Annotated in this window: 19 protein-coding genes; 16 read left to right on the top strand and 3 right to left on the bottom strand. The window is 38.1% G+C overall.

The features are described 5' to 3' along the window. From eutD to IGM09_RS06530, 12 genes are all read left to right on the top strand, one after another. On the top strand, positions 1-636 hold the full coding sequence (gene eutD / locus IGM09_RS06585; RefSeq protein ID WP_002357516.1) for an ethanolamine utilization phosphate acetyltransferase EutD: 636 nt from the start codon (positions 1-3) through the stop codon (positions 634-636). A gap of 14 nt (positions 637-650) precedes the next feature. After that, positions 651-1250 carry a TIGR02536 family ethanolamine utilization protein gene (locus IGM09_RS06580; protein ID WP_002357517.1) on the top strand — a complete coding sequence of 200 codons (600 nt, stop codon included), beginning with the start codon at positions 651-653 and terminating at the stop codon, positions 1248-1250. A gap of 12 nt (positions 1251-1262) precedes the next feature. Next, positions 1263-1526, top strand: a complete 264-nt coding sequence (locus IGM09_RS06575; RefSeq protein WP_002357519.1) for a EutN/CcmL family microcompartment protein — start codon at positions 1263-1265, stop codon at positions 1524-1526. Positions 1527-1538: 12 nt separating this feature from the next. Then, positions 1539-2639: an ethanolamine utilization protein EutH gene (eutH, locus tag IGM09_RS06570; RefSeq protein WP_002357520.1), complete on the top strand. Its 1101-nt coding sequence runs from the start codon at positions 1539-1541 to the stop codon at positions 2637-2639. Positions 2640-2651: 12 nt separating this feature from the next. Then, positions 2652-3095, top strand: coding sequence for an ethanolamine utilization protein EutQ (locus IGM09_RS06565; RefSeq protein ID WP_002357522.1), 444 nt, complete (start codon positions 2652-2654; stop codon positions 3093-3095). Positions 3096-3182: 87 nt separating this feature from the next. After that, entirely contained in the window at positions 3183-3611 is a 429-nt protein-coding gene (locus IGM09_RS06560) for a CoA-binding protein (RefSeq protein ID WP_002365680.1), read from the top strand. 204 nt (positions 3612-3815) lie between these two features. Next, on the top strand, positions 3816-5873 hold the full coding sequence (gene parE, locus IGM09_RS06555; RefSeq protein WP_002381887.1) for a DNA topoisomerase IV subunit B: 2058 nt from the start codon (positions 3816-3818) through the stop codon (positions 5871-5873). A gap of 12 nt (positions 5874-5885) precedes the next feature. Then, the gene (gene parC / locus IGM09_RS06550; RefSeq protein ID WP_010713383.1) at positions 5886-8348 is read left to right on the top strand and encodes a DNA topoisomerase IV subunit A; all 2463 of its coding nucleotides are present in this window, start codon (positions 5886-5888) and stop codon (positions 8346-8348) included. 289 nt (positions 8349-8637) lie between these two features. Then, positions 8638-10884, top strand: a complete 2247-nt coding sequence (pflB, locus tag IGM09_RS06545; RefSeq protein ID WP_002357529.1) for a formate C-acetyltransferase — start codon at positions 8638-8640, stop codon at positions 10882-10884. Positions 10885-10960: 76 nt separating this feature from the next. Beyond that, on the top strand, positions 10961-11725 hold the full coding sequence (gene pflA / locus IGM09_RS06540) for a pyruvate formate-lyase-activating protein (RefSeq protein ID WP_002357530.1): 765 nt from the start codon (positions 10961-10963) through the stop codon (positions 11723-11725). Between the two features lie 95 nt (positions 11726-11820). Further along, positions 11821-12747, top strand: a complete 927-nt coding sequence (locus IGM09_RS06535; RefSeq protein WP_002360265.1) for a manganese-dependent inorganic pyrophosphatase — start codon at positions 11821-11823, stop codon at positions 12745-12747. Positions 12748-12818: 71 nt separating this feature from the next. Continuing rightward, positions 12819-13703, top strand: a complete 885-nt coding sequence (locus IGM09_RS06530; protein WP_033624978.1) for a DUF1803 domain-containing protein — start codon at positions 12819-12821, stop codon at positions 13701-13703. A gap of 58 nt (positions 13704-13761) precedes the next feature. Here IGM09_RS06530 and IGM09_RS06525 read toward each other — a convergent pair whose 3' ends face one another. After that, positions 13762-14313, bottom strand: coding sequence for a DUF2179 domain-containing protein (locus tag IGM09_RS06525; RefSeq protein ID WP_002361848.1), 552 nt, complete (start codon positions 14311-14313; stop codon positions 13762-13764). Between the two features lie 180 nt (positions 14314-14493). Between IGM09_RS06525 and cls the strand changes: the two genes are divergently transcribed. The 4 genes from cls to IGM09_RS06505 all read left to right on the top strand — a co-directional run bounded on the left by cls (position 14494) and on the right by IGM09_RS06505 (position 19796). Next, a complete protein-coding gene (cls, locus tag IGM09_RS06520) occupies positions 14494-15954 on the top strand; it encodes a cardiolipin synthase (protein ID WP_010707571.1) in 1461 nt (486 codons plus the stop codon). Positions 15955-16236: 282 nt separating this feature from the next. Then, positions 16237-18117, top strand: coding sequence for a beta-glucoside-specific PTS transporter subunit IIABC (locus IGM09_RS06515; RefSeq protein ID WP_033624977.1), 1881 nt, complete (start codon positions 16237-16239; stop codon positions 18115-18117). Next, complete coding sequence (locus IGM09_RS06510; protein WP_033624975.1) at positions 18117-19526, top strand: glycoside hydrolase family 1 protein; 1410 nt, start codon at positions 18117-18119, stop codon at positions 19524-19526. Before IGM09_RS06515 ends, IGM09_RS06510 begins: the two co-directional genes overlap by 1 nt. A 108-nt stretch (positions 19527-19634) precedes the next feature. Continuing rightward, the gene (locus tag IGM09_RS06505) at positions 19635-19796 is read left to right on the top strand and encodes a hypothetical protein (protein WP_002361843.1); all 162 of its coding nucleotides are present in this window, start codon (positions 19635-19637) and stop codon (positions 19794-19796) included. Positions 19797-19854: 58 nt separating this feature from the next. On the opposite strand, the gene IGM09_RS06500 is transcribed toward IGM09_RS06505, so the two are convergent. Next, positions 19855-20835, bottom strand: coding sequence for a LacI family DNA-binding transcriptional regulator (locus IGM09_RS06500; protein ID WP_033624974.1), 981 nt, complete (start codon positions 20833-20835; stop codon positions 19855-19857). 18 nt (positions 20836-20853) lie between these two features. After that, on the bottom strand, positions 20854-22314 hold the full coding sequence (locus tag IGM09_RS06495) for a sucrose-6-phosphate hydrolase (RefSeq protein WP_025192037.1): 1461 nt from the start codon (positions 22312-22314) through the stop codon (positions 20854-20856). Positions 22315-22359 lie beyond the last annotated feature (45 nt).

The following is a 22359-nucleotide window of genomic DNA, read 5'->3' as shown; positions in this document are numbered from 1 at the left end:
ATGAACAAATTGGATTCAATGAATGAAATTGTTGAAGAAGTTGTTAAACGAATTCAGCAACAACAACAAAATACTTTTGAAGTTGAAGCTTCTGGCCGACATGTTCATTTGTCTCGTCAAGAGATTGATGCATTATTTGGACCAGGATATCAACTAACAAAAGTGAAAGATTTATCACAACCTGGACAGTTCGTTTGTAAAGAACGAATTACGGTTGCTGGACCTAAAGGACTTTTTCAAAATGTGGTTATTTTAGGCCCTGAACGTAGCGAATCACAAGTTGAAGTTTCTATGACGGATACACGTATTTTAGGAATTAACGCCCCAGTTAGAGAGAGTGGCAAGACAGAAGGGACACCAGGTGTCACGCTGATGAACGGATCAGCAGTTGTGACATTAAGTCACGGCTTAATTGTTGCCAAACGTCATATTCACATGACACCCGAAGACGCCTTGAAAAATAAAGTAAGCAATAGCCAAATTGTGCAAGTCAAAGTGGAAGGCACACGTCCGTTAATCTTTGATGATGTAGTTGTGCGAATCAGTCCGCGATTTGCAACGTACATGCATATTGACTACGATGAAGCCAACGCTTGCGGCTTAACCAAAGGAGCTCGTGGCTATATTCTTAAGTAAAAGGAGGAAGGACAATGAACGTTTCTGAAATGGAAAATTTGATTCAACAGATTACTGATCGAATTTGCCAACAATTGCTGTCGTCGTCTTATTCAGTGGCTTTAGCAGAAGCAAAAGAAGCATTTCCTGAAGAAATGTTTGTTCGTTTTCCTGATGTAAATTGGGTAACCAAGGAGCAGAAGCTAGCACGAGGTTTGGTTGTAAAGAGGCTAACGATTTCCCAAGTAAACGCGATTGCGCATTTACAGGAAACGGATGAATTAGTCAAAAACATCTTAGCATTCTTATTTGAAGGTAAGCCGGTATTGGTTTTAACCCCAATACCTTCAGTGACTAAAAATTCACGATTGAAGTATCGTTTGAAACAAACGATTCAGGAAAACGTGGACATGTGCCAACAGTTTGGGCTGATTTTTTATCATGATTCAGAAAATTACGCTGTGTTTCAGGCGGCCTGTCAAAAACAACTTCGTTCTTTGGCTGAGACCAAACGAACCTACATTACTGAAAAACAATTGATAAGAATGACAGAATCAGGTGTTTCTTTAAGTAAAAACGCCTATTTAACCCCGTTAGCGAAAGATTATGCTAGGAAACATCAATTGCTGACGTAAGGAGGAAAAACGATGCTTTTAGGAAAAGTGACTGGTAGCCTTTGGTCAACAAGAAAAGATGAAAAATTAAATGGCTGGAAATTTATGATGGTTGATATTTTGAATCAAGAGGACGAAAAGCAAGGATTTTTAATTGCTGCTGACAACGCTGGAGCTGGTGTCGGGGACAAAGTGTTAATTAGTCAAGGCAATGCTGCCCGTATTTCGGCAGAAGATCCGAATGTCCCAATTGATGCAATGATTGTTGGTGTCATTGATTCTACAGAGGAAGAATAGGGAGGACGAGACATGAGCATTAATGAAATTATTATGTATATTATGGTTCTTTTCATGATTATTGGAGGAATCGATAAATGTATTGGCAACAAACTAGGTTTAGGGGAGCAATTTGAGGAAGGGATTATGGCTATGGGTTCTCTAGCGCTTTCTATGGTAGGGATTATCACTTTAGCGCCTGTCTTAGCCAATCTTTTAAGCCCGATTGTCGTTCCTGTCTATGAATTACTAGGGGCTGATCCAGCAATGTTTGCCACAACCTTATTGGCTAATGATATGGGCGGCTTTGCGTTAGCGCAACAATTAGCCAATGATCCACAAGCTGGTTTATTTGCGGGGGCAATCTTAGGTGCAATGATGGGGCCAACGTTAGTCTTTACAATTCCAGTAGCGCTTGGCATTATCCAAAAAGATGACCAACAATTCTTAGCAACAGGTGTTTTGAGCGGGATTATTACAATTCCTTTTGGTTTATTAGCAGGCGGTTTAACAGCTGGCATGCCATTGTCATTGATTATTCCTAACTTAATTCCAATTATTATTGTTGCCGCTTTAATTATTTTAGGTTTATGGTTAGCGCCAAAAGGCATGATTAAAGGCTTCCAAATTTTTGGTCAAGGCGTAGTGATTGTCGCTATCTTTGGTTTAGTTGTGGGGGCGATTCAACTATTATTAGGAATTACAGTGATTCCTGGTATTGCACCAGTTACTGAAGGAATTGAAGTCGTTGGCGGGATTGCTTTAACTTTAGCTGGCGCTTTCTGTTTAGTCGCTGTGATTACGAAAGTCTTTAATAAACCATTGATGAAACTAGGAAAAGTTTTAGGAATGAATGAAGTAGCGGCTGCAGGAATGGTTGCTACATTAGCTAACAATATTCCCATGTTCCAAATGTTAAAAGACATGGATAATCGAGGAAAAATTATTAATATCGCTTTTGCTGTTTCGGCTTCTTTCGTTTTAGGTGACCACCTTGGTTTTACTGCAGGCGTAGCAAAAGAAATGATTTTTCCAATGATTGTTGGAAAATTAGTTGGAGGGATTACCGCCATTTTTGTGGCTATCTTTATGGCAAATCGAATGCTAGGGAAACCCGAAACAGAAGTGAAATAATGAGGTGTAAATATGACAGAATTAAATCGTGAAATGATTGAAACGCTTGTTCGACAAATTGTCACAGAAAAATTAATGCCGACTAAACAAGTGGATCCAAGTGGAATTATGTCCATCAAATTACCCGAAATTGACGTAACAGAAGACGATCGCTTAGATACAGGCAACCCAGCAGACATTGTTTACACAAAAGATCTGTTTTCTTTAGAAGAAAGCCCGCGCCTTGGTTGCGGTTTAATGGTGATGAAAGATACCACCTTCGATTGGACACTAGAATACGATGAAATTGATTATATTATTTCAGGACAACTGGATATACTGATTGACGGACGTAAAATTTCTGCAACAGCCGGTGAAATTATTTTAATCCCGAAAAGTAGCAAAATTCAATTTTCAGTGACGGGTGATGCCCGCTTTGTCTACGTGACTTATCCAGCAGATTGGCAAAGCCAATAATTATTTTACCGGCAGTCAGAGAATAATTTTGCCAAAACCCTTTACTCAGCGTTATAATAAATAAGAACGAAAAAAGGGGTTGAGTGAATGACATTTGAGAATCCAAGTCAAAATCAAATTTTTGATATTTTAAAACAAGCAAAAAATATTGCGGTGGTTGGTTTGAGTAACAAGCCCGACCGCACGAGTTACAAAATTGCGGAAATTTTACAGCAACATGGCTATCGTGTGTTACCTGTCAATCCAGTTTTAAAAGGTGAAACGGTGCTTGGCGAAACGGTTTATGGGACATTAACAGAGATTCCTGAAAAGATTGATATTGTTGACGTCTTTCGGCGGAGTGAATTTTTGCCAGAAGTGGCCGCAGAAACATTGAAAACAGAAGCGCCTGTCTTTTGGGCCCAACTAGGTTTGGAAAACGAAGAGGCAGCGAACTTGTTATTAAATGAAGGTCGTCAAGTTATTATGGACCGTTGTATTAAAATTGAATTGGCAAAAATGGCAGATGCTGAATAAACACGTGTAATTTTATAAAGAAAGAGCGTCCTGAACGGAAAGCTCTTTTTTTTTTGACCCAGATAGAGTATTATTGTAATGATGGTTTTAGAAGGAGCGAACGGAAAACGCAAGAAACCGGCTCACTCTTCTTCTAATTCTTTAAGAAATAGTTAATGTACGCTTATTAACTAAACGAGAATCTAAGTATAAGGAGTTTTTTCTTTGGCTAAAAAAATTAACAATGAGTACAATGATGCCTCTATCCAAGTCCTAGAAGGATTGGAAGCAGTGAGGAAAAGACCTGGTATGTATATCGGTTCAACCGATAGCCGTGGACTCCATCACTTAGTCTATGAAATTGTCGATAATGCAGTCGATGAAGCGTTATCTGGCTACGGGAATGAAATCAACGTAACTATCCAAAAAGATAATAGTATTTGTGTTGCAGACTCTGGCCGCGGAATGCCAACAGGGATGCATGCTTCTGGTATCCCAACAGTAGAAGTCATTTTTACTGTCTTACATGCGGGTGGTAAGTTTGGCCAAGGTGGCTATAAAACTTCAGGCGGACTCCATGGGGTGGGTGCCAGTGTTGTTAATGCCTTATCTAAGTGGTTAGAAGTTCATATTGTTCGTGATGGCGTTGAATACATGGAACGATTTGAGGACGGCGGTAAACCAGTTGGTACCTTAAAAAAAATCGGCAAAACAAAAAAACGCAACGGTACCTCTGTTACTTTTTTACCTGACGACACCATTTTCTCTACGACAAATTTTTCTTACGAAATTTTAGCAGAACGTTTGAGAGAATCAGCTTTCTTATTAAAAGGCGTCAAAATTACTTTAACGGATGAACGTGGGGAAGAACCCAAAGAAGAAGTCTTCCACTACGAAGAAGGCATTAAAGAATTTGTTGCCTATCTAAATGAAGAAAAAGATACATTAACACCCGTTGTTTATTTTTCAGGAGCCAAAGAAGGTATTGAAGTTGAATTAGCTTACCAATACAACGATGGCTATTCTGAAAATGTTTTATCTTTCGTTAACAATGTCCGCACAAAAGATGGCGGTACCCACGAAGTCGGTATGAAAACGTCAATGACGAAGGCGTACAATGAATATGCACGTAAAGTAGGACTATTAAAAGAAAAAGATAAAAATTTAGAAGGTAGCGACTTCCGTGAAGGCTTAGCAGCTGTCCTTTCAATTCGAGTACCAGAAAACTTACTACAGTTCGAGGGTCAAACCAAAGGGAAATTAGGCACACCTTTAGCAAGAACCGTTGTCGATAACGTCGTAGGCGAACAAATGGGCTTCTATTTACAAGAAAACAGTGAAATGAGTCAATCATTAATTCGGAAAGCGATTAAAGCCCGTGAAGCCCGCGAAGCGGCTCGCAAAGCTCGTGAAGAAAGCCGGAACGGTAAAAAACGGAAAAAAGGTGAATCGTTACTTTCTGGAAAATTAACACCGGCTCAATCTAGAAATCCTAAGAAAAATGAACTATATCTTGTCGAAGGAGACTCGGCTGGTGGCTCAGCAAAACAAGGACGCGACCGGAAATTTCAAGCCATTTTACCGCTACGAGGAAAAGTCATTAATACGGAAAAAGCGAAAATGCAAGACATCTTGAAAAACGAAGAAATCAATACTATGATCTATACGATTGGCGCAGGCGTTGGTCCTGAATTTTCAATTGAAGATTGTAATTATGATAAAATCATCATCATGACCGATGCGGATACCGATGGTGCCCATATTCAAGTGTTGCTATTAACGTTCTTCTATCGTTATATGAAACCATTAATTGAAGCCGGCAAAGTCTATATTGCCTTACCACCTCTTTATAAAGTTTCTAAAGGAACTGGAAAAAAATCAGTCATTGAGTATGCTTGGACCGATGGTGAATTGGCAGAAGTGATTGATAAAGTTGGTAAAGGCTATATGCTCCAACGCTATAAAGGTCTGGGGGAAATGAATGCAGAACAACTTTGGGAAACAACGATGGATCCTGAAACTAGAACCTTAATTCGTGTTCGGATTGATGATGCAGCTCAAGCAGAACGCCGTGTGACCACATTAATGGGCGACAAAGTCGAACCTCGTCGAAAATGGATTGAGCAACATGTTCAATTTACGTTGGAAGAAGATGGCAGTATTTTAGATCGTTCAGAAGAAGACACTTCTGCACCAACAGGAGAAAGTCTTTTAGATGCGGAAAAAACAAAAGAAGCAGAACAAACCGATGACACTGAAATCAGTTTGTTTGACATAGAGTAGGGAGTGACAATTTTGGAAAAACGCCAAGAAGTTCAAGAATTAACCCTTGAAGAAGTAATGGGCGATCGTTTTGGAAGATATTCCAAATACATCATTCAAGAACGGGCCCTACCAGATATTCGAGATGGGCTAAAACCAGTACAACGCCGCATTCTCTTTTCAATGAATAAAGACGGCAATACCTTTGATAAAGGCTTTCGTAAATCAGCAAAATCTGTCGGAAACATTATGGGGAATTATCATCCCCATGGCGACAGTAGTATTTATGAAGCGATGGTCCGTCTAAGTCAAGACTGGAAATTACGGGAAGTACTAATTGAAATGCACGGAAACAACGGAAGTATGGATGGCGACCCACCAGCGGCGATGCGTTATACAGAAGCTCGTTTATCACAGTTAAGTGGTGAGTTGTTAAAAGATATCGACAAAAATACCGTCGATTTCGTCTGGAATTTTGACGATACAGAAAAAGAACCCACTGTTTTACCAGCCAAATATCCTAATTTATTGGTAAACGGCTCAACGGGGATTTCAGCAGGCTATGCAACAGAAATTCCTACGCATAATTTAGCGGAAATTATTGATGGAACTGTGTATTTAATTGATCATCCTAATGCAAGTTTAGAGAAATTAATGGAATACATTCCAGGACCAGATTTCCCAACAGGTGGGATCCTACAAGGAAAAGCAGAAATTAAAAAAGCCTACGAAACCGGCCGTGGTAAAGTAATTTTACGTGCGAAGACAAAGATTGAGCCCTTAAAAGGCGGCAAACAACAAATTGTCATTTCTGAAATTCCTTATGAAGTCAACAAAGCAACGCTAGTGAAGAAGATGGATGAAATCCGTTTAAATAAAAAAGTAGACGGCATTGCCGAAGTTCGTGACGAAAGTGACAGAACTGGCTTGCAAATTGTTGTTGAACTAAAAAAAGATGTCAATGCAGAAGGTATTTTAAATTATCTATTTAAAAACACTGAATTGCAAATCAATTACAACTTTAACATGGTAGCCATTGACAACATGACCCCGCAACAAGTGGGACTAAAACGGATTTTAGAAAGTTACATTACGCACCGCAAATCAGTTATCATTAACCGTTGTCAATTTGAGTTGGACAAAGCTCGCAAACGTGAGCACATTGTTGCTGGTTTAATTAAAGCATTGTCTATCTTAGATAAAGTGATTGCAACAATCCGTGGCAGTAAAGATAAAAAAGATGCGAAGAAGAACTTAGTATCCGACTATGCGTTTACTGAAGAACAAGCTGAAGCAATCGTTACTTTACAGCTATACCGTTTAACCAATACGGATATTACTGATTTACAAGAAGAAGCGAAAACTTTAGAACAACAAATTGCTGAGTTATTGAATATTTTAAACAATGAAAAAGAACTATTCTCAGTCATGAAAAAAGAACTTCGCGAAGTTAAAAAGCAATATGGTAATCCACGCTTAACTCAAATTGAAGAGGAAATCCAAGAAATCAAGATTGAAACAGCCGTGTTAGTTGCGCAGGAAGACGTGGTCGTAACCGTGACGCACGAAGGCTATATCAAGCGGAGTAGTATTCGTTCTTATACAGCATCAAAACCAGAAGAAATCGGCATGAAAGAAGGCGACTTTTTACTATATGCTGGCGAAGTCAATACATTAGATCATCTTTTACTAGTAACAAATAAAGGGAATATGATCTATCGCCCCGTCCATGAGTTGCCAGATTTACGCTGGAAAGAAATTGGCGAACATATTTCTCAAACCATTTTAAATCTTGCTATCGATGAATCGATTATTGCTGTATATCCTTATAAAGAGTTAAGTCCGACAAAAACCTTTGTTTTCATTACAAAAGCTGGCATGATTAAACAAACCAAAATGGCTGATTTTGAGCCTTGGCGCACGTATAAGAGCCGCCCGACATCTTGTATGAAATTAAAATCAGACCAAGATGAAATTACCAATGTTTATTTAACAAATGATCAAGACTTATTGGATGTTTTCCTCGTTAGCAATCGCGGTTTTGGCTTACGTTATCCATTATATGAAGTACCAGTCGTGGGTAGTAAAGCGGCTGGAGTTAAATCAATGAACCTCAAAGAAGACGATTATGTCGTTAATGGTTTACTGGTTCATTCTGAAGGGGATACACCGATTGTCATCGTTACCCAACGTGGCGGTGTTAAACGTATGTTAGCCCAAGAATTAACACAATTAGGACGAGCAAAACGTGGATTAATGGTCTTACGGGAATTGAAGAAAAATCCACATCGTGTTGTCTTTATGTCTGAAAGTACCGATTTAGATTTATTAGTTACTACGCAAAAAGGCACACAAGAAGTTATTCAGTCGAAAAACTATCCAATCAGTGAACGAACATCCAACGGTTCCTTTGTCATCGATGAACTAAAAGATGGCCAAGTAATGGAAGTCCACGAGATGCATTCTGCAGTGATTGAAGAAGAACAAACAAACTAAACTGTGTTATAAATATCTCCACAGCAGGCATCTGTATTAATACAGATGCCTGCTGTTTTTAATACAGAAGTACATTTTTCACAAGTGATAACAACTATAAATCGTTCTTATTTTCACAAGTATAAATGTTTATATATCAGCGTTTATAATCTTTGCTCCCCATTTATTTATTAAGAAAGTGCAATAAATAATAAAAAAACGCTTGCATCTAAAAGGTTATGTGTTATACTAATCACATAAAGCTGTTACATACAATCAAGTAGCAGTTAACTAAGGAGGCAAACACTTCATGAAACAATGGGAAGGCTTTAAAGGCGACAAATGGAGAACAAGCGTTGACACTCGTGATTTTATTCAAAACAACTACACAGAGTACAAAGGCGACGACAGTTTCTTAGAACCAATCGCTCCGAGCACTGACAAATTATGGACAAAACTACAAGAGTTATTTGAAATCCAACATGAAAAAAATGGCGTTTATGACATGGATAGCGATATCCCAGCAACTATTACGTCACATGAACCTGGTTACTTAATCAAAGAAGAAGAAAAAATTGTCGGTTTACAAACAGATGTACCATTAAAACAAGCATTTATGCCATTCGGTGGTATTAAAATGGCGAACAATGCCTTAGTTTCAAATGGTTATGAAACTGACGAAGAAATGACAAAAATCTTCACAGAATACAGAAAAACACATAACCAAGGTGTTTTTGATGCCTACACAGCTGAAATGCGTTTAGCACGTAAAAACAAAATCATTACTGGTCTTCCAGATGCTTATGGCCGTGGCCGTATTATCGGTGACTATCGTCGTATCGCATTATACGGTATCGACTACTTAATGGAACAAAAGAAAAAAGATCATGATAACACTGGTAACAAAGAAATGACAGACGATGTTATTCGCTTACGTGAAGAAATTTCTGAACAATACCGTGCGTTAAATGACTTAAAACAAATGGCTGCTTCTTATGGTTTCGATATTTCTCGTCCTGCTGCAAATGCGCAAGAAGCAATCCAATGGTTATACTTTGGTTACCTAGGTGCCATTAAATCTCAAAATGGTGCGGCAATGTCAATTGGTCGTATCTCAGCATTCTTAGATATCTATATCCAACGTGACTTAGAAGCTGGTTTAATCACTGAATTTGAAGCACAAGAAATGATTGACCATTTAATCATGAAATTACGTATGGTTAAATTTGCACGTACACCAGAATACAACCAATTATTCTCTGGTTATCCAATTTGGGCAACATTATCTATTGCTGGTATGGGTATTGACGGTCGTTCATTAGTTACCAAAAATGACTTCCGTATCTTACACACATTAACAAACATGGGACCATCTCCAGAACCGAACTTAACTGTATTGTATTCTTCTCACTTACCAGAAGGCTTCAGAACATATGCAGCTAAAATCGCGAAAGAAAGCTCATCTATCCAATTTGAAAACGATGACTTATTACGTGAAAACTGGGGTTCTGACGACTGTGCAATCGCATGTTGTGTTTCTGCAACAGTTATGGGTAAAGATATGCAATTCTTCGGCGCTCGTGCGAACTTAGCGAAAGCTGTTCTTTATGCAATTAACGGCGGGGTCGACGAAAAAACTAAAATGCAAGTAGCACCAAAATATCGTCCAATGACTGGTGACAAATTAGATTACCATGAATTCATGGAACGCTATAAAGACATCTTAGACTGGTTAGCTGAATTGTATGTTAACACATTAAACATTATTCATTACATGCATGATAAATATGCATATGAAGCACCACAATTAGCTTTAATGGATACTGATTTACAACGGACATTCGCAACTGGTATTGCCGGAATCTCTCATGCGACTGATAGTATCATGGCAATTAAACACGGTGAAGTAGAAGTAATCCGTGACGAAGATGGTATGGCAATTGATTATGTACCAACAAAAGAATTCCCAACATACGGAAATGATAACGAAGAAGCCGATGCAATGGCTAACTGGATTTTAGATTACTTTATGACACAAATTAAACGTCAACACACATACCGTAACTCTAAACCAACGACTTCATTATTAACAATCACTTCAAACGTTGTTTATGGTAAAGCAACAGGGAACACGCCTGACGGACGTCGTGCCGGCAAACCTCTTGCACCAGGTGCGAACCCAAGTTATCAAGACGGTAAATTCTTAGGTGAGAAAAATGGCTTGTTAGCTTCATTAAACTCAACAGCTCGTTTAGAATATACAATCGCTTTAGATGGTATTTCTAATACACAAACCATCAACCCTAATGGTTTAGGTAAAGACGACGACACAAGAATTAACAACTTACGTAACGTATTAGATGGCTACTTCGATAAAGGTGGTTACCACTTAAACGTAAACGTATTTACAAACGAATTATTATTAGATGCACAAGCACATCCAGAAAAATATCCAAACTTAACTATCCGTGTATCTGGATATGCCGTGAAATTCCGTGACTTAACTCCTGAACAACAAGCAGACGTTATTTCAAGAACTTCACACGACAGACTATAAAAAACATTTACATTATTTAACTGAAAGGGTGACATTTAACGTGTCATCCTTTTCGTTTGAAAGAAGAGGGATCATTATGACAACACCAGTTACAGGTAGAATTCATTCAACAGAAAATTTTGGTACCGTTGATGGCCCAGGTGTCCGTTTTATCGTATTTACACAAGGGTGTCGCATGAGATGTCAATTCTGTCATAATCCAGATACTTGGAAAATTGGTTCCGGTGGTCGTGTGGTGACGACTGACGAAGTATTAGAGGAAGCATTACGTTTTCGCTCTTATTGGGGCGAAAAGGGTGGTATCACTGTCAGTGGTGGCGAGCCGCTATTGCAAATGGACTTTTTAATCGATTTATTTAAAAAAGCCAAAGCACAAGGCATTCATACAACCTTAGATACGTGTGGCAAACCTTTTACTCGGGAAGAACCCTTCATTAGTCAATTTGATGAATTGATGAAGTACACAGATTTACTCTTATTCGACATCAAACATATTGATAACGAGCAGCATAAACTGTTAACAACGCAATCAAATGATAATATTTTAGAGATGGCTACCTATTTATCTGAAATTGACAAACCTGTTTGGATTCGCCACGTATTGGTGCCTCAACGTAGTGATTACGACGAATATTTAATCCGTCTGGATGCCTTCATAAAAACATTAAACAATGTAGATAAAGTTGAAGTGCTTCCTTACCATACGATGGGCAAGTACAAATGGGAAGAACTAGGTATTCCTTATCCATTAGAAGGAATTGAGCCTCCTAAAAATGACCGTGTTGAAAATGCGAAAAAACTACTACATGTCGAGGACTATCAAGGTTATCTAGCACGTTAACAAACGAAAAAATAGAAAAGAAGACAATTTTTTTGTTGTTTCTTTTCTATTTTTTGTTATCATTAAGAGTGAATCAAAACCAAGGAGTGTGTATTATGTCAAAAATTTTAGTTTTTGGACACCAAAATCCTGATACAGATGCTATCGGAGCAGCAATTAGTTTTGCTTACTTACAAAAAGAATTAGGAAAAGAGACAGAAGCTGTCGCTTTAGGAACACCAAGTGAAGAAACTCAATATGCCTTAGATTACTTCAATATTGAAGCACCACGTGTTGTCACTGAAGCAGCTAGCGAAACAAACCAAGTCATGTTAGTGGATCATAACGAATTCCAACAAAGCATTTCAGATATCGCTGAAGTAAACATTTTAGCAGTAGTGGATCATCACCGGATTGCCAACTTCGAAACAGCAGATCCATTGTATTATCGTGCAGAACCAGTAGGGTGTACCAGTACAATCATCTATAAAATGTTTAAAGAAAATAACGTGACAATTCCAGCTCAAATTGCTGGTATGATGGTCTCAGCGATTATTTCTGATACATTATTATTTAAATCACCAACTTGCACACAAGAAGACATCGATGCAGCGCACGCCCTAGCTGATATTGCTGAAATCAATTTAGAAGGCTATGGTCTTGACTTATTAAAAGCAGGAACAAACTTAAGCGATAAATCAGCTGAAGTTCTTTTAGATTTAGATGCTAAGAGCTTCCCAATGAACGGCAAAACAGTTCGCGTTGCCCAAGTAAATACCGTCGACTTAGCAGAAGTTTTAGATCGTCAAGCTGAATTAGAAGCAGCTATGGCCGCAGAAAATGCAGCCAATAATTATGACTTGTTTGTCTTAATTATTACGAATATCCTAGACAGTGATTCTGAATTATTAGCGATTGGTGCGGAACAAGCCAAAATTGAAGCAGCGTTCAATGTAACATTAGTTAACAATCGTGCGTTCTTACCCGGCGTTGTTTCTCGTAAAAAACAAGTAGTACCACAATTAACAGAAGTCTTTAACTAAAACCGTAAGCGCCTAAGCAACGCGATAAATTCCTTGTTGCTTAGGCGCTTCACTAGTAAAGGGGCGTTAACATGAATGATTTAGCAATTTACTATCATTCTCCGCAACAAACGAAACAATACAATCATTTGCTCAACCAATCACTTTTTTTCCCTCTTGTTACTTTTATGTATGAACATCGGGAAGAAAGAATCATTTTAAGACAATTAAAAGCGGCCTTTGCAACAGAAGCCAAGTTAGAACAATTTTTATCAGAAATGATTGATTGTCAGTTAATCATTCGGGAAAATCGTCAATATCGTTTGAATTTTCCTATTTATACGGCAGCTGAAGTTGCGAGTTTGACCTTGGCTGAAGACGAACTTCCTAAGTTTAAAGGAACTGTAACAGAGCAATTATTTTGGCTAGCTGAATCTTTTTGGCCACAAGTGTTTCCAGAAGAGGAAGACTATTTTTTTGGCGTGAGCGGTGGCCCCTCATTTTATCAAAAACAAAGATTGGCCTCGGCACAACTATCTATAATTACGCTTGAAAAAGAAAAGACAGAGGTTCCAACAATGCCTCGTTATTTTGATTACTTGGGCAAAGAGCAATCCTTGCCAGAAGCCTTCAGCGCTTTATATGACTTGCTAGGGGACGTAAATCCTGAATACTATCTTTCGCAAGCGAGAAGAGTCATTAAACAAGCTCTGCGAGGCCGAAAAGTCAGTACTGTGCCTAATATTTTTCAAGAAAGTTTGCACCTGACCCAAGTGATTGCGATTGACCAGGACCACTTAAAACTCCTTTTACCAGTAGCAACGGAACAAGCCGAGCCTTTAGAAGCACAGTCGGATATTCTAGCATTTTATTATGAAAAAATTGCTAACCGATCGGCCATCGAACGCTTAGTTTTTATGCAACAATTGATTGAGCAACTAGGTACGAACTCTCTAAGTTATCTTAGAATAAATTAAAGTTACGATAATATTATTATGTAAACTAAAAATCAATAACAAGAAATGACGCCGCTTCTTAGTGAGAAATGGCGTCATTTCTTTTGCGAACTTTTTTCGTCCAAAAACCACCAGAAATGAACTTAGGCTCATAGGAAATGATAAATGCTCTCGGCTCTAATTGATTGATTAATTTGTACAATGTACGTTCGTTTTTTCTTGGGGAAAGGATTTCTAAAACCATTCGTTCTCCTTCGCGTCCGTAGGCGACACTTTGCGTAACACCATAGCCGTGTTCACGAAGTGTTTCTGGTAAATGAAATTGTTCAGTAGTAGAAGGGAGGATAACCGATACCATAATATAACCCAAGGCCAAATAGTCTTCGATTTTAATTCCTACACTAATGCCAACAGCGTAACCAAGCGCATAAACAAGTAAATTTAAAGGATTGTCTAACCGATTCAGAACCATACTTAGCCCTAAGACATAAATTGTTATTTCAGCCATACTAACCAGCGGTGCAATAACCCGATAACCTTTCATCGTTAACATAAAACGAATAGTATTTAAGGTAATATACGCAAAATTAATGATAAAAATCATAGCTAACATTTTCAAATCAACGACCATAAAATAAGTACCTCTTTTCAAAATCTTTACATCTAGCCCTCATTATAGTACAGAAAAACTGAGAATCAAAGGCGAAACACTTATAGAAATGAATTCTTTTTTGAATACTCGCTCATATTATTCGCCTAATTTAACTGTTATTTGATATAATCTTAGTATGAAGTAAGAAGGAGGTAAGCGATGAAAATTTTTGTTTGGATTTTGTTATTTTTATTAGTAATTAACGTTATTGCTGCCTTAATTACTGTTTTTAGAAAACCTCGTAGTATTTCCAGCGTTTTAGCATGGATGATGACGTTGATTTTCTTGCCTGGTATCGGATTTATTATTTACTTATTCTGTGGGCGGGGTATCGATGGACAAGAAGTTTTTAAATTGTCTGATGATGAAAAACAAATGGTTCAACGAATTAAAGAAAAAGTGGACATCGATAACAAAAAAGCAGGGCGCGATAAACGTTATGATTTACTTTATGATGCGAAAGTTTTAAATCGTTATTTCCGGAATATGGACGCATCACCGTTGGCCAAAAGAAATAGTTTACAATTATTCACAGATGGCCAAGAAAAATTCCAAGCATTATTTGAAGATATTCGTGCAGCGAAAGAAACCGTTCATGTGGAATATTATGCGTTTTTTAATGACACGATTGGCAATCAATTTTTAGATGTATTAATCGAAAAGTTGCATGAAGGCGTGGAAGTTTACTTAATTTACGATCCTTGGGGTTCACCCGGCGCAAATAAAAAGTTTTTTGCTCGTTACGTTGACGCTGGAGGAAAAGTAGCTCCCTTTATTACTTCTCGCGATATGATCCGTAAAACACGTCTAAATTATCACTTGCATCGGAAAATTGTTGTCATCGATGGGAAAATTGGCTGGACCGGCGGGTTCAATGTTGGGGATCAATATTTGAATGTCACCGAAAAATTTGGTTACTGGCGAGATACCCATATTCGTTTGGTCGGGACGGCCGTATTTTCATTGCAAGAGATATTTATCATGGATTGGAATGCTTCAGTCAAATATCCTGAAGAACGTATGACGTATCATGAAAAATATTTTAAATTACCAGAAGATCATGAAGTGGAGCATTTGTCCTTACAAGTTGTTTCAGATGGTCCTGATTCAGAAGAAGAAATTTTGAAAAGCGGGTTTGTTCGGATGATTTTTTCTGCAGAAAAGAGTGTCTGGATTCAAACACCGTATTTAATCCCTGACGATAGTATGATTAATGCGTTGTTAGTGGCGGTTCGTTCAGGTGTCGACGTGCGAATTATGATTCCTTGTATGCCTGACCATCCCTTTATTTACCGCGCAACACAATATTACGCGAATTACTTACACAAACGCGGCATTAAAATTTATATTTATGATAGTGGGTTTATTCATGCAAAAACAATGGTGATTGATGATGAATTAGCTATGGTTGGCACAACAAACCAAGATATTCGCAGTTATTCATTGAATTTTGAGGTGAGTACGTTTATTTACAATCCCGACATTGCGTGGATATTAGCGCAAATCTTTGAAGAAGATATAGAAAAAAGTGTCTTACTAACCGACGAGATAATTAAAAAACAAGGGTACTGGCTACGCTTCAAGCAAAACTTTTCACGCTTGTTGTCACCAGTCTTGTAATCAAATGAATCAGCAGTGAATGTAGTAAACTACTATTTTCACTGCTGATTTTAGTAACAAAACACTGAGTTGGTCTACCTAATTCATTGATAATCCCTCTAAATAATGGTAAATTAAAAATAAATTCAATCAGCTATTCTATCGTGAGAAACATAGTTATTACGTAGATCAGATCAAAGGGACATTCACGACGAGCAAATATTGAGTGTGTTTGCTGAAACGTGCATGTGTGATTTGATCTTTTTTATTGAGCTGTTATTTTATAGATAAGGAGTGGTCATCATGGACTACCAAGCAATAGCAAAAGAAATTTTGAAAGACGTAGGTGGCAAAGACAATATCGTGGATGTCACACATTGTTATACACGATTGCGTTTCATATTGAAAGATACGAAACAAGCGAACAAAGAAGCCTTACTACAAACAGAAGGTGTCATTTCTGTTGTTGAAAGTGGCGGGCAGTATCAAGTGGTTTTAGGCAATAAAGTCGCGCATGTTTATAATGCTCTAGAACCTTTGTTGGCTCAGCAACTTACGACCAAAACATCCACAAAAGAAAAAAATTCATTAGGTAATCGAATTTTAAATACTGTTGCCGCGATTTTCACACCTGTCGTACCAGCAATTGCCGCTTCAGGCATGTTAAAAGGAATTTTAGCTATTGCTGTGATGGTCGCAAACAATTTTTACCAGGTCGATTTAAAACCTTTGAATACGTATATTATTTTAAGCGCCGCTTCCGATGCACTTTTTTATTTTATGCCAGTTATTTTAGGTTATTCAGCTGCTAAGGTTTTCAAAACAAACGAATATATCGCTATGGTAATTGGTGCCACCTTATGTTATCCGACCATCGTTTCATTAATGACTGAAGAATCAGCGGTTACCTTGTTTGGATTACATGTGACCAAAGCCAATTATGTTTCCACGGTAATTCCTATTATTCTTGCAATTTTTATGTTAGCTTATGTGCAACGCTTTTTGGAAAAAGTGATTCCAGAAGTTCTAAAAATTATTATGGTTCCTACGCTATCATTACTTTTAATGATTCCAGCCACTTTATTATTATTTGGACCGATAGGGATTTATTTAGGTGACGGCGTGAATTGGTTGTATTATTATATAATGAATTTTAGTCCCATCTTGTTAGGCGGTTTTATCGGCGGAATTTGGTGTGTCTTAGTCATTTTTGGGGCTCACCGTGGGCTTGTGCCAATTGGGATTAATGATGTCGCTCGAACAGGACGGCAAAATTTGCTAGCGTTTGCTGGTGCAGCGAACTTTTCTCAAGCGGGCGCCGCATTTGGCGTGTTTGTCCGCACAAAAAATAAAGGCTTGAAAGCCGTTGCTGCCTCTGCAACAGTGACTGCATTATTTGGTATCACAGAACCAGCCATTTATGGTGCAAACTTGCGGCTAAAAAAACCGATGATTTATGCGGTGGCTAGCGGAGCAGCAGGTGGGGCCTTAATGGGCTGGGGCGGCTCCTATGGGACAGCCTTCGCTAACCAAGGACTCTTGACCATCCCAGTTTATGCAGAAGCAGGAACCAAAGCCTTTATTTGTTATTTATTAGGTTGTGGCATTGCTTTTTTTGGTGCATTTCTATTAACGATTTTTCTAGGCTTTAATGATTTACCGCTTGACGATTCACGTCAAGAACCCGGCATAAAGACAGAGGCAACGACAGTCAAAGAAAAGCAACGGATTCAAGCACCTGTTCAAGGACAACTCGTATCTTTAGACCAAATCAACGATGAAGTCTTTGCTTCTCAACAAATGGGAAAAACGCTAGCTATTTATCCGACAGAGGAACAAATTGTTTCACCAGGAAATGGGCAAGTGACGGCTTTATATCCAACTCATCATGCAATTGGCTTAAAGTTAGACAATGGTGCTGAAATCCTCCTTCACATTGGAATCAATACAGTCGAATTAAAAGGGCGGGGATTTGAAACGTTCGTAAAAGTAGGAGAAAGGGTCAGACTAGGACAAAAACTGCTCTCTTTTGATAAACAAGTTATCCAAGCTGCTGGTTATGATCCAACCGTCTTAGTCATCGTAACAAATACTGTGGAAATGGCTATAATTGAGACAACCAAACAAACAGAGATTACACCACAAACAAATTTATTTTTCATGCAAGTAAAGGAGCAAAACTAATGGTTAAACAATTTAAGAACGATTTTTTATGGGGAGCTTCTTCCTCCGCTTTTCAAATTGAGGGAGCTTGGAATGAGGACGGCAAAGGCCTAACAGTTGCTGATTACAATTCTTTTAAAAAGTCAGCTGTACAAGCAGATACGAAAGTCGCCAGCGATTTTTACCATCATTTCAAAGAGGACATTGCGTTAATGAAAGAATTAGGCTTAAAAACCTATCGTTTTTCTCTTTCATGGGCACGAATCATTCCAACAGGTGATGGCGAAATCAATCAAGCCGGCATCGATTTTTATAATACCGTCATTGATACACTTTTAGAAAACGATATTTTGCCGTTTGTCACACTGTATCATTTTGATTTACCTTTTGCGTTGGTGGAAAAATACAATGGTTGGGCGGATCGTCGCTGCGTTTCCGCATTTCAATGCTATGCGCAAGTTTGTTATCAAGCGTTTGGTGATCGAGTCAAAAATTGGCAAGTTACGAACGAACAAAACTTAATGATTCGTGTTGATGAACGAATGAATATGTACGATGTTGCACCAGAAAATGTTGAAAAAATTCGTGCACAAATGGATTACCATATGTTTGTCGCCCATGCGTTAGCGACGAATGATTGTCACCAATTGGTTGCTGGGGGAAAAGTCGGTCCCTCTGTTTCCTCAACGATGACTTATCCTAGTTCCAATAAGCCTGAAGATGTTTGGGCGGCTCGTATGAATGATAACTTTAAAACGAATTATGCTCTAGAAATGTATTGTTTTGGCGAATACCCAGGTTACTATCAAGAGTATTTAACCAAATGCGGCATTTATCCCGAAACACAGCCAGAAGATCAAGCAATTCTGAAAGCCGCTAAACCAGATTTTATCGCCCTTAATTATTATCGGACGTTAGTTGCTAGCTATTTACCGACAGATGAGCAACACCCATTGGGTACGAAAGAAAAGGACATTGATTTTGATCTATACGGTTATTTCAAAATCGAAAAAAATCAACATTTAAAAACCTCTAAGTATGGTGCCCAAATTGATCCAACTGGTCTACGTTTAGTTTTAAATGATTATTATCGTCAATACCGTTTACCGTTAATCATTACAGAAAACGGCTTAGGCACACCAGATCACCTAACAGAGGACGGAAAAATTCATGATGATTATCGAATTGCGTATTTGCATGATCATATTGCTGCTTGTCATGCGGCTATTTCTGACGGTGTTGAGTTGTTTGGTTATTGCCCTTGGTCGGTCATGGATATTTTAAGTTCCCATCAAGGATTCAAAAAACGCTACGGTTTTATTTACGTTAATCGTGAAGACCATGAGTTAAAAGATTTACGACGTATTAAAAAAGATAGTTTTTATTGGTACCAATCAGTGATTAAAAATAATGGGTTACCAGAAGAATAGTGCCCCAAAAGGATCATCCATTGCATAAGTGGGTGATCCTTTTGTTTTCAAGTTCTCTCATTCCGTGTTAGACTTAAGTTAACAAACCCATTAAAGGTGGTGAGAGAGATGAATAATTACGATTTATGGAAATGGGCTGCCGGGAAACGAACCGAAAAAGATAAAAATGAAACCTATAGCGCCAAAAATTGGTGGTATGTTTTACTAATGCTCGGTGTATTTGTAGGGATCATGTTGTTGTATTATTTAATCTCTGTGCTTTGGAATTAAGGGAAATGGGCAAATGAGGAATTAAGAATAAAAAAAGACACCTTTTCAGGTGTCTTTTTTAACAGGATTCAGACAATGATAGCTGAATCGGAATAGGATAATTTTCCTCGAGCGCAACATCAGGATCCTTCATTCTACGAATCAGTAAGTCAATCATAACGTCACACATCTCGTCGATTGGCTGCACAATGGTTGATAGTTGTGGGGCAATTCTTTTGATTAATTTTGTCCCATCATAACCAATTACTTTTAATTCTTCAGGAATGGCTATCTTCAATTTTTGAGCAATATTCATAACTGTAATTGCTGTCAAATCATCGGTACAAAAGATGCCGTCTACAGTTTTATTTTGAAGCAAACGTTCGATTTCTAGATTTTTTAATGTTGTTGAGGTTCCATTATCAATTTGTAGAATCGTTTTTTCTGCGCCATATTTTTCCATCGTTTGTTTATAACCAGCCAATCGATAATCGCTAGGTGCGCCTGTGTTATTAGCACCAGTAATAATTGCAATCTTTTGTGCACCACTTGCAAATAAGGCTTCAGTGGCTTTTTGGCCGCCTTGAAAGTTTTGCGAAGAGACAATTGGAATGCCAGGTGCCAAGAAACGGTCAAAGGAAACAATAGGTAGTGAAACATTTTCATATTCGTTAATAGCTAAGTTATGGCTACCAGTGATTACACCGTCCACTTTATTTGCAGCGAGCATTCGTAAATAGGCGCGCTCTTTTTCTGGATCTTTTTCACTATCACATAAAATCACTTTATATCCTTGAACAAAGAGCTTTCTTTCCAGTGTTTCAATTAATTCACCAAAAAATGGATGACTAACAGAAGGGAAGACTAAACCAATCAGCTGCGTACTTTTTCCTTGGAGGCTTCTGGCTAATCCATTAGGTTGATAATTTAATTCTTCCATCGCTTGATGAACTTTATCAATTGTTTTTTGACTAAGATAACCATAATTATTAATCACGCGGCTTACCGTTGTCGGGCTCACCCCAGCAAGCTTTGCTACATCCGTTAATTTAACCACCATCAAAATTCACCATCATTCCTAATTATTCGTATTTTCCAGCTCATAAAAACAAGCTTTTGCCGTCTTGGATAGATGAAGATACTGTTGCGCTTTATCTGGAAAGAAGCGACCAGTCATCGTTTTTTCACCTTTATTTACATAGATTTCTGCAACAGAGCAATCAACAAAAATAGTTAACTGAACTGACTTATTTTTCCTAATTTTAGTTTCACGAATTGTGCCATACTTTTCAGCAAAAGGTTGGCCAGCAAATGTTCGATCAAGGGTTATTTTACCATGAATCGTATCAATTGTAATTAAAAGTCCTTTTGAACCCGTTTCGTTCGCTAAAAGCCGAATAAAAGCAATCTCATTTTTGGGAATATCCACTTCTAATTCAAAAGAAGCAGTAGATAAAAAATGGCAGCCATTTGATAAAGTAGTGGCGGATTGACGAAGCATTTCTGTTTCAGAAACTGGATATTGAAATAGTTTCCCGTTGTGAATTGTGAGTTCTTTAACCAGACTTAAGCCATTTGCCCAACCCTCCACATCACTTGGGTAAGTGATTTCTGGCAACCCAATCCAACTGACCGCAAGTGCACGACCATCTGGCGCATTAAAGGCTTGAGTGGCGTAGACATCAAACCCTTCATCTAAATTTTCAAAAGGTCCAGCCTGAACTAAAGAAAGATTCTCCAAATCAAACGTTTCGGCCAATGTGTACATATTCGGATAGATATTCTGATAACTTTTTACAGATGGAGATAGACCTTGTGGGCAAAATAATAAGACAGGCTGGCCATCAATAAATACCAAATTGGGGCATTCAACCATGTAGCCTAATTCTTGGTCGGTGAACGTCAATTCGCCAAGTTGATGAAAATTGTGTACGTTTCGATCTTTAGAAAAATAGACCACAATTTTTCCTTGTCCATTTAAATCACTAGCACCAATTAATAAAACAAGTCCTTCTTGATAAGGAAATACCATCGGATCACGAAAATGGGAAGAATAATTGGGGTCAATTGGTAGGAATGGTGTTGCTTCCTTTGTGATCGCACCTAAAGAATTCAGCCATGCAATATTTTGATATGCAAATCGTTGCCAAGTTTGATCACGAACATTCCCTGTATAAAATAAACATAGTTGGTTATCTATTGGTAAAGCTGAGCCTGAATAGACGCCATGAGAATCATATTCAGAGTCGGGATAAAGGGCAATTCCTTCATAATCCCAGTGAATTAAGTCGGAGGAAGTTAAGTGGGCCCAACTTTTTAGTCCGTGAACACTCCCGAAAGGAAACGCTTGATAAAATAAATGCCACTGGTTATTGAAATACGAAAAACCGTTGGGATCATTTAGTAGTCCTGTCTGTGGTTGAATATGATACTTAAAACGCCAACTAGATTGCGCGATAATAGAAGTTAGATTTTCGAGGTGAGCAGATGTCCAAGAAGAATAAGGCGCATAACGTAATTCATCAGTCCATTGGTTCATGATGCTTGACATAAGTAATGTCTCCTTTATTAGAAAATAGTAGTT

It is taken from the genome of Enterococcus sp. DIV0167, assembly GCF_050541555.1.
Taxonomy (GTDB): Bacteria; Bacillota; Bacilli; order Lactobacillales; family Enterococcaceae; genus Enterococcus; species Enterococcus faecalis.
Note: the sequence above shows the minus strand (reverse complement) of the source record. Positions and strands in the feature narration are given on the sequence as shown.

Bases quoted from the DNA above. Each gene is read 5' to 3' on its own strand.
- eutD (WP_002357516.1), top strand. From the start codon at position 1: ATGAACAAATTGGATTCAATGAATGAAATTGTTGAAGAAGTTGTTAAA.
- IGM09_RS06580 (WP_002357517.1), top strand. From the start codon at position 651: ATGAACGTTTCTGAAATGGAAAATTTGATTCAACAGATTACTGATCGA.
- IGM09_RS06575 (WP_002357519.1), top strand. From the start codon at position 1,263: ATGCTTTTAGGAAAAGTGACTGGTAGCCTTTGGTCAACAAGAAAAGAT.
- eutH (WP_002357520.1), top strand. From the start codon at position 1,539: ATGAGCATTAATGAAATTATTATGTATATTATGGTTCTTTTCATGATT.
- IGM09_RS06565 (WP_002357522.1), top strand. From the start codon at position 2,652: ATGACAGAATTAAATCGTGAAATGATTGAAACGCTTGTTCGACAAATT.
- IGM09_RS06560 (WP_002365680.1), top strand. From the start codon at position 3,183: ATGACATTTGAGAATCCAAGTCAAAATCAAATTTTTGATATTTTAAAA.
- pflB (WP_002357529.1), top strand. From the start codon at position 8,638: ATGAAACAATGGGAAGGCTTTAAAGGCGACAAATGGAGAACAAGCGTT.
- pflA (WP_002357530.1), top strand. From the start codon at position 10,961: ATGACAACACCAGTTACAGGTAGAATTCATTCAACAGAAAATTTTGGT.
- IGM09_RS06535 (WP_002360265.1), top strand. From the start codon at position 11,821: ATGTCAAAAATTTTAGTTTTTGGACACCAAAATCCTGATACAGATGCT.
- IGM09_RS06530 (WP_033624978.1), top strand. From the start codon at position 12,819: ATGAATGATTTAGCAATTTACTATCATTCTCCGCAACAAACGAAACAA.
- IGM09_RS06525 (WP_002361848.1), bottom strand. From the start codon at position 14,313: ATGGTCGTTGATTTGAAAATGTTAGCTATGATTTTTATCATTAATTTT.
- cls (WP_010707571.1), top strand. From the start codon at position 14,494: ATGAAAATTTTTGTTTGGATTTTGTTATTTTTATTAGTAATTAACGTT.
- IGM09_RS06515 (WP_033624977.1), top strand. From the start codon at position 16,237: ATGGACTACCAAGCAATAGCAAAAGAAATTTTGAAAGACGTAGGTGGC.
- IGM09_RS06510 (WP_033624975.1), top strand. From the start codon at position 18,117: ATGGTTAAACAATTTAAGAACGATTTTTTATGGGGAGCTTCTTCCTCC.
- IGM09_RS06505 (WP_002361843.1), top strand. From the start codon at position 19,635: ATGAATAATTACGATTTATGGAAATGGGCTGCCGGGAAACGAACCGAA.
- IGM09_RS06500 (WP_033624974.1), bottom strand. From the start codon at position 20,835: ATGGTGGTTAAATTAACGGATGTAGCAAAGCTTGCTGGGGTGAGCCCG.
- IGM09_RS06495 (WP_025192037.1), bottom strand. From the start codon at position 22,314: ATGAACCAATGGACTGATGAATTACGTTATGCGCCTTATTCTTCTTGG.